Genomic DNA, 8,507 nt, shown 5'->3' with positions numbered 1-8,507 from the left:
GCCCACCGCCGTGGTGCCATCGAGAAAGATGCCGATGAGAATCGCCAGCACCACGCCAACGAGGGCAATGGTCTTGTATTGGCGGGCGAGGTAGGCAGCGGCACCGGCCTGAATGGCTGCGGCGATTTCCTGCATGCGGGCGTTGCCCGGGTCTTTGGCGAGGATCCATCCCCGCGCCCAGATCCCGTAGGCCACCGCAATCAATCCGCAAACCAGAGCCAGTATCAGGGGGGCAGTCAGCGCTGTAGTTCCAGCCATTCGTCACTCCTTTCAATCTATTCAGTTGCACGGAAGGAAACATCACAACGCAGGTCGCTGGTGCTTCCGCTGCGTTGCTTCCTCATGCTCCTGGGCCGTTTGAAAAGGGCTGGGAGTCGATTGGCCAACGAGCCCAATTTACAGCCAAACCACGGTTTGCAAGCGGGTAGAAAGGGACCTGCGCCTAAAATCAGGGTTAATCCCGACGCTTTGTTGCGCTGTGTCAGCGCTCTGTGCATCGCGGGTTGCCGTTTCCAAACCACTATTCAAAGACATGTCCCTCAACAACGTCACCCCTGGCAAGAACGCCCCTGAAGCTTTCAACGTGGTCATCGAAATCCCGATGAACTCGGACCCCATCAAGTACGAAGTGGACAAGGAATCGGGCGCGATCTTCGTGGACCGCTTCATGACCACGGCCATGCATTACCCCACCAACTACGGTTATGTGCCCCAGACCCTGTCTGGCGACGGCGACCCGGTGGACGTGCTGGTGATTACCCCCTACCCGCTGCACCCTGGCGTGGTGGTGCCCTGCCGCCCCCTGGGCATCCTGATGATGGAAGACGAAGCGGGCGTGGACGGCAAGGTCATTGCCGTGCCCACCTCCAAGATCCTGCCCATGTACGACCACTGGAAGGACATCGAGGACGTGAACGCCATGCGCCGCAACGCCATTGCCCACTTCTTCGAGCACTACAAGGACCTGGAAAAGGGCAAGTGGGTCAAGGTGCTGGGCTGGGAAGGGATCGAGTCCGCCAAGAAGGAAGTCGTGGACGGCATCGAGAGCTATAAGAAGTCGCAGGCCTGAGGTTTTCGCCCGGGCGAGTTGCCCCGGTCAGATCACAAAATTGCCTTCTGCGCGCACCCATCAAGCGCAAATAGCTATCAAAATGGAAGCATGCAAGCCCCGGTGGCCTGCATGCTTTTTTTGTTGCCGCCGCGCTGGGCGTGGCCGCATCCGGGTCCTGCCTGAGGTGCGGATGTCTACCGCGCTGCTAGACTTATATGCTTCAAATTGTTACAGATTGCCTGGCGCCGAATAGACCGGCCAGGGTCGTGTGTTCTCTGGGATTTTTGCCTTGGCGCTGTGCAAGACTCCGGGTTTTAGGAAGGGTGATACATGAAAGTTTCCGATCTGCGCATCGGCGTCAAACTGGGTGTTGGGTTCCTTGTGGTGGTGCTGTTGACCGCGGTGCTGGGCCTGATCGCTCTGGTGCAGATGTCGCGCATCCACAACAACGCCGAGGAAATTGCCACCAACCTGTTGCCCAGCGTGGCGCAGACCGGAGACCTGCGTGTGCTCTACAACCGCATGCGCCGCTCCGAGGCGGGTATGGTCACTGCGCGCAGCCTGGTAGAGGTCAAGGCGTTTTCCGAGCAGGTGGGCCTGCGCGCCAAAGACATCGAAGGGGTAGAGAAAACATACGAGCCCTTGATCAGCAGCCCCAAAGAGCGGGAGATCTTTGACGCCTACAAAAAACGCAAGGCCGAATACGCCGTTTTGCAAGCCAAGCTGGTGGAGATTGCCAACGGAATGGACTTCACCACCGCCGAAACCCTGGAGCTGACTAGCGATGCCTTGTCCATGGTCTATGCCGGTGAGTCCGAAGGCGCGTTTGTGGCCGTGGCCGAAACCCTGGGTCAGTTGCAAAAGCTCAACGCCGACAACGCCACCCAAGCCAGCGAAGAGGCCGATCAGGTGTTCAACGTGGCACGCATCTCGCTGTTGGTAACCTTGGCCGTGTGTGTGGTGCTGGCTGCTTTGCTGGGCGTGGGCATCACCCGCGCTGTCACTGTCCCGGCGCACCATGCGGTGCGCGCTGCCCGCGCGATTGCCGAGGGCGACCTCGCCATCGACGTGCCTGCTGGTGGCAAGGACGAAATGGGCCAGCTGCTTACCGCCCTGGCCGACATGCGCGACAACCTGGCCCGCGTGGTCACAGGCGTGCGCAGCAACGCCGAAGGCGTGGCCTCGGCGAGTTCGCAGATTGCGTCGGGCAACAACGACCTGAGTGCGCGCACGGAGCAGCAGGCCAGTGCGCTGGAAGAGACTGCGGCCTCGATGGAAGAGCTGGGCTCCACCGTGCGCCAGAACGCGGACAACGCGCGCACCGCCAACCAGCTGGCCGTGAACGCAAGCGCAGTGGCAGTACAGGGCGGCGACGTGGTGGCCGAAGTGGTCGAGACCATGAAAGGCATCAACGCCAGCAGCAACAAGATTGCAGACATCATCAGCGTGATCGACGGCATAGCGTTCCAGACCAACATCCTGGCGCTGAACGCAGCGGTAGAGGCCGCCCGGGCAGGCGAACAAGGCAGAGGCTTTGCGGTGGTGGCCAGCGAAGTGCGCAACCTGGCAGGGCGCAGCGCAGAAGCCGCCAAGGAAATCAAGAGCCTGATAACTGCCAGCGTAGAAAGGGTGGAGCAGGGAACGCTGCTCGTTGACAAGGCGGGCAGCACCATGACAGAAGTGGTGGCCGCGATCCGGCGCGTGACAGACATCATGGGAGAGATCAGCGCAGCCAGCAGCGAGCAAAGCGCAGGCGTAGGGCAGGTGGGAGAAGCCGTCACGCAGATGGACCAGGCGACGCAGCAAAACGCAGCGCTGGTGGAAGAAATGGCGGCGGCTGCGAGCGCCCTGAACGCGCAGGCGGGAGAACTGGTCAACGCGGTGGCGGTGTTCAAGCTCAACGCCAGCGCCACCAGTGTCAGCAGCGGCAGCAGCTACAACACAACCGCCCGGGCTCCTATCCCGGCGCCCGCCTACAGCGCCCCGGCCAAGACAGCCAGCCTGGGTGTGCGCAAACCTGCCGCCAAGCCATCGGCCAGCCTGGCGGCGCCCAAAGACGCCACCACCGCAGCAGCCAGCAAGGCCAACACCCCGGCACCGGCTCCGGCAAAAAGTGCGGGCGGCAGCGACGACGACTGGGAGAGCTTCTGAGTGGCGAAGGCTATGGAGGAGGCAGAAATTTCAATAAAAATAGCCGTTTCCGCGCGACTGTTATGCCTCAATAGCTATAAAAAATAGAGCAAATCAAGGGTAAGGCGGACAAACGCAGCGCAACGTGACGTGATGCGATGCACCACAACAAAAAGCACGCAGAAGGATGCCTCTTCTGCGTGCTTTTTGGGTTTCTGGGGGAACCCCCGGTGTCAGCGGTGCGGGTTGGGGTACAGCAGCTGCAGCCCCGGAAGCCGAGGGCGCTGGAAGGGTTGCCACACCACGCCGGGCCCCTGGGGCTGGCTCAGCCGGTCGGCCACTGCCCACCAGGCGCTGGGGTTCAGGCCGATGCCGAAGTGGCTGGCCACCACTTCGATGTTCTCGGTATGCGGGTTGTGGTCGGCGGGTGCCTGGATGCTGCCGCGCCATGCCACCACACCGTCCGTGCGCGAGAAGATGCTGGTGGTGGGCACGGGTGGAGCCTCAGGCAGGTTGTAGCTTTCAGCCTCGCGCTCGATGCTGCGCCCGCTCGCAAATTGGTAGATGCGCCAGGCGTTGGTGGAGCGGTGGTGCCCCGCAAAGGGTGTGCCCAGTGTGATCACGCAGCGCACCAGGTCAGGCATCTCCTTGGCCAACTCGCGGGCGTAGATGCCGCCCAGGCTCCAGCCCACCAGGCTGACCTTGTGGCCGCTGGCGTCGGCAGCTTCCTGCAGCTGGCGCTTGGCGGTTTCCAGCACGCCATCGCGTGGGCCCAGGTTCAGGCCCTGGCCCCAGCCCAGCGTGTCGTAGTTGCGCGATTCGAGGTAGCGGCGCAGCGGCATGGTGGTGGCGTCACCCGCCGTCAGGCCTGGAAAAACGATGACCGTGTGCCCGTCACCCAGTGGGGCGCGCTGTAGCACGGGCCAGGCGGGCAGCACGGCACCAAACTCCCAAGGGGCGCGCAGCTCCAGCGCCAGCAGGGGCAAGCCAGGTGGTGGCGTGTGTGCGGAAAGCGTGTCCCTTTTCGTGTTTAACAGCGGCATGTCGAGCATTTGGTGGAGAAAACGCCTAGAAGTTAGCACTGATTCGGCATTTTTTGACCTGCTGCATTGGGGGGAGCTATCCAAACCGGCGCCTTGAGCAGGGCTTCATGCGCTGCGGTATGCAGGCCTGATCCCTTTAAAAACACGGCTGCGATCATTTGGTGATTTGGCACAAACATCTTCAGATCGAAACGGGAACTGGGACTAACCATTATTCTGTGTGGTGGAAATTACGGATGTGGTGTGTAGTGCATTTGTATTAATCTTTGTCAAGTTTTTTATGGATTGGATTGCTTTTTACATTGTGTTCACTTTTTCAGGTGATGCAATCCGTAATTGTTGATTTTGAGAGTAATTTTCATTTGCATTGGCGATGGGGTTCATTGGAGTTAATTTATGTACTCGAAAATCTTCAGCAGTCTCGTTGGTCGGCTTTATTTGGTGACGCTCGCTTTGGCGGTTGTGTTGCTAGGTGTATTGTTTTATTCATACAAAAAGACCGAATCTGCTGCCAGCATAGCGGTGGAAATTCGCGATGTTAATTTTGCGCAGCTGGGGCGTATTGCTGCCGTTGAATTGAATATCACACGCGTGTCTTTGCAATTGCGCCACGCCATGTTGGCGAGAACCCCCCAGGAGCGGGATGCATCTTTGAACGATGTAGCGGACAAGCGCCGTTTGATCGGGGAGGCTCTCAAAGATTATGAAAAGGATGCATCTTCCGCTGAGGAGCGTCGCTTGTTCGCCGAATTTCCGCCTCTGGTTGCCGAGTTCTGGCGTCATGGCGAGGCGAATATTGCGTTGATTACTTCCGATAAGAAAGACGAGGCATTTGGGTACTTGGTGGATAAGACGATTCCTGCGCGCAATGCCCTGTTGCAAGCTTCTGCTGCGGCGATCAAGCGGCAGCAGCAGGTCGTTCACTCGGAAGTGGACTCCATTAGTGGGGGGCTTCAATCTGTATTGAGGTTTTCATTGATTTCCACGGTCGGAGTGCTTGCCTGTTTGGTTGCATTTGCAGTTTGGATGGGGCGGGCACTGGTGAGCCGCGTGGCACTGGCACAGCGGGCTGCCGAGCACGTTCGCGATGGGGATCTCTCGCAGTCGACGCAAGATCCGAATCGCGATGAGTTCTCACCACTGATAGCTGCGCTCAACGACATGCGAAGCTCTTTGGAGCGCGTGGTCACAGGCGTGCGCAGCAACGCCGAAGGCGTGGCCTCGGCGAGCTCGCAGATTGCGTCGGGCAACAACGACCTGAGTGCGCGCACGGAGCAGCAGGCCAGTGCGCTGGAAGAGACTGCGGCCTCGATGGAAGAGCTGGGCTCCACCGTGCGCCAGAACGCGGACAACGCGCGCACCGCCAACCAGCTGGCCGTGAACGCAAGCGCAGTGGCAGTACAGGGCGGCGACGTGGTGGCCGAAGTGGTCGAGACCATGAAAGGCATCAACGCCAGTAGCAACAAGATTGCAGACATCATCAGCGTGATCGACGGCATCGCGTTCCAGACCAACATCCTGGCGCTGAACGCAGCGGTGGAGGCAGCCCGTGCTGGCGAGCAAGGCCGGGGCTTTGCGGTGGTGGCCAGCGAAGTGCGCAGCCTGGCAGGGCGCAGCGCAGAAGCCGCCAAGGAAATCAAGAGCCTGATAACTGCCAGCGTAGAAAGGGTGGAGCAAGGAACGCTGCTCGTTGACAAGGCGGGCAGCACCATGACAGAAGTGGTGGCCGCGATCCGGCGCGTGACCGACATCATGGGAGAGATCAGCGCAGCCAGCAGCGAGCAGAGCCAAGGCGTCAGCCAAGTGGGCGAGGCCGTCACGCAGATGGACCAGGCGACGCAGCAAAACGCGGCGCTGGTGGAGGAAATGGCGGCGGCTGCGAGCGCCCTGAACGCGCAGGCGGGAGAACTGGTCAATGCGGTGGCGGTGTTCAAGCTGGACGCCAACGCCATGCGCAGCACACCCGCGCAGGCACCGCGTGCGCCCATGGCCGCACCGGCATACGCTGCGCAGCGCAGTGCCGCCGCCAACAGAGGCGCGAGCAAGATCGGCAGCGCACAGGCTGCTCAACCCCCGTCCAGCCTGGCAGCACCCAAGGCCAGCGCACCGGCGCCGAAAGCCAGCGCGAAGCCCCCGGTAGCCAGTGCGCCAGCGCCCGTTGCGGCCAAGGGGGGCAATGACGACGAGTGGGAGAGCTTCTAGGTTCGGCTTGAGCGCTCCCAGTGGGGGCCTTATCTCTGCGCCTCACTCTCCGAGCGCCGCACTCTCAGAGCACGCCCCTGAGCGTGCTTTTTTGTTGGGGCCTTGATCTCGCTCAAGCTGTGGTGCGTTGAGCGCTGGCGACAGGGCGCCCAGTTTGGTGGGTTCTGCTCTGGATCAAGCCCTGCCACGTACCGGGTTGTACGGTGCTATGGTCAGCGTTCAGAGATGAATGAAAATCATTTTTATCAAATCAATGCGCCATCCTGGTGCAAAAATGTTTGTTTTTAAAGGTGGTATTGTTGATTGCGTGAAAATATGTTAAAATTGATTCAAATGATAAGAATGCATCACGCTTTACCGTCGCATGGGGCCTTTCGTACCGCGCGGTGCAATGGCGCCTCCATGTCCGTGCTTTGCAGTCTTTGTGCGAAGCAACGGATTGAAGGCAGCGATGAAGACGCCAGCAGTGCCCTGAAGGTCGCAGCGTAGTTGGGTAGACATTTTTTTGCAGAGAACCACCATGAACCACCTCAAAATTGGCACCCGCTTGGGATTGGCGTTCGGCCTCATCCTGTTGATCACGGCCCTGATCGCCGTCGGCGGCGTTTGGCGCGTGTCGACACTCAAAGAGGCCACCATGCGCATTTCCACCATAGAAATTGATCGCAATGAACTGGCCATGGAGTGGAAGGCCGCCATTGATCTGAACTGGGCGCGGGCATCTGCGGCACTCAAGACCTCCGATCCGGCATACATCGCGTCGCTGGGTGCCGAAATGGCCGCCACCACCAAAGCGGTGACTGAAGGGCAAAAGAAGCTGGAAGCCCTGATGGAGAGCGCCAAGGGCAAGGAACTGCTGGGCAAGGTGGCCGCTGCACGCAAGACCTATATCGACGCCCGCTCCAAGCTGCTGGAGCGCAAGAAGGCCGGTGAGGACGTTTTTGCCCTGGTGGACAGCGAGTTGCGTCCTCTGGCGCAGAACTACATCAAGTCACTGGAGGATGTGACTGCATACACCCATGAAGAATTGAATGCGTTTGAAGAGTCTGTGGTGCAGACCGCAGAGACCAGCCAATGGGCGTTGGGTATCGGAGCCGGTGTGTCTTTGCTGTTGGGGCTTTGGTTTGCTGTGTGGGCCACGCGCTCCATCACCACCCCGGTGCAGCGCGCGGTGGAGGCGGCCGAAGAAATCAGCAAGGGCAATCTGTCGATCAACATCGATGTCCAGGGCAAGGACGAACCCGCCCGACTGCTGCAGGCCCTGTCGGAGATGCAGCAGAGCCTGTCGCGCATCGTGGGACATGTGCGGCAGGGTTCTGAGAACGTGGCGATGGCCTCGTCCGAAATTGCGCAGGGCAACAATAACCTGAGTGCGCGCACCGAGCAGCAAGCGAGCTCCTTGCAGCAGACGGCAGCGTCGATGGAGCAACTCAACGCCACAGTGCGTCAAAACGCAGACAACGCGCGCCAGGCCAACCAGCTGGCAATGAGCGCCTCCACGGTGGCTGTGCATGGCGGTGAGGTGGTAGGCCAGGTGGTCGAGACCATGAAGGGCATCAACGACAGTTCACGCAAGATTTCCGACATCATCAGCGTCATCGACGGCATTGCGTTCCAGACCAATATCCTGGCGCTGAACGCAGCGGTGGAAGCCGCCCGTGCCGGTGAACAAGGCCGGGGCTTTGCGGTGGTGGCCAGCGAAGTGCGCAACCTGGCAGGCCGATCCGCCGAGGCCGCCAAGCAGATCAAGACCTTGATCAACGACAGCGTGCAGCGGGTGGATCAAGGCACATCCCTGGTGGACCAGGCCGGCAGCACCATGACCGAGGTGGTGGGAGCCATCAAGCGCGTGACGGATCTGATGGGAGAGATCAGCGCAGCCAGCAGCGAGCAGAGCCAAGGCGTCAGCCAAGTGGGCGAGGCCGTCACGCAGATGGACCAGGCGACGCAGCAGAACGCGGCGCTGGTGGAGGAAATGGCAGCGGCTGCGAGCGCCCTGAATGCGCAGGCGGGAGAACTGGTCAACGCAGTGGCGGTGTTCAAGCTCGACGCCAGCGCCACCGGTGTCAGCAGCGCCACCC

6 protein-coding genes are annotated in these 8,507 nt (G+C 60.5%); 4 read left to right on the top strand and 2 right to left on the bottom strand.

Annotation, left to right across the window (positions count from 1 at the left end; translation table 11 throughout):
- The coding region (locus DBR12_RS23100) for a sodium/proton-translocating pyrophosphatase (protein WP_233244737.1) at positions 1–258 on the bottom strand (258 nt) is incomplete at its 3' end.
- Between the two features lie 274 nt (positions 259–532).
- Here DBR12_RS23100 and ppa point away from each other — a divergent pair.
- A complete protein-coding gene (gene ppa, locus DBR12_RS17420; protein WP_108618420.1) occupies positions 533–1,069 on the top strand; it encodes an inorganic diphosphatase in 537 nt (178 codons plus the stop codon).
- Positions 1,070–1,381: 312 nt separating this feature from the next.
- Positions 1,382–3,202, top strand: a complete 1,821-nt coding sequence (locus tag DBR12_RS17415) for a methyl-accepting chemotaxis protein (RefSeq protein ID WP_108618419.1) — start codon at positions 1,382–1,384, stop codon at positions 3,200–3,202.
- A 212-nt stretch (positions 3,203–3,414) separates the two neighbouring features.
- On the opposite strand, the gene DBR12_RS17410 is transcribed toward DBR12_RS17415, so the two are convergent.
- Complete coding sequence (locus tag DBR12_RS17410; RefSeq protein ID WP_108618422.1) at positions 3,415–4,224, bottom strand: triacylglycerol lipase; 810 nt, start codon at positions 4,222–4,224, stop codon at positions 3,415–3,417.
- A gap of 396 nt (positions 4,225–4,620) precedes the next feature.
- On the opposite strand from DBR12_RS17410, the gene DBR12_RS17405 reads away from it, so the two are divergent.
- A complete protein-coding gene (locus tag DBR12_RS17405) occupies positions 4,621–6,426 on the top strand; it encodes a methyl-accepting chemotaxis protein (RefSeq protein ID WP_108618418.1) in 1,806 nt (601 codons plus the stop codon).
- Between the two features lie 520 nt (positions 6,427–6,946).
- Positions 6,947–8,507 (top strand): methyl-accepting chemotaxis protein (locus tag DBR12_RS17400; RefSeq protein ID WP_233244734.1); only part of this gene is annotated, 1,561 nt, incomplete at its 3' end.

The sequence above is a fragment of the Acidovorax sp. HMWF029 genome, assembly GCF_003060895.1.
Lineage (GTDB): Bacteria > Pseudomonadota > Gammaproteobacteria > Burkholderiales > Burkholderiaceae_C > Acidovorax.
The sequence above is the reverse complement of the archived record's forward strand: the minus strand, read 5'-3'. Positions and strand labels throughout refer to the sequence as shown.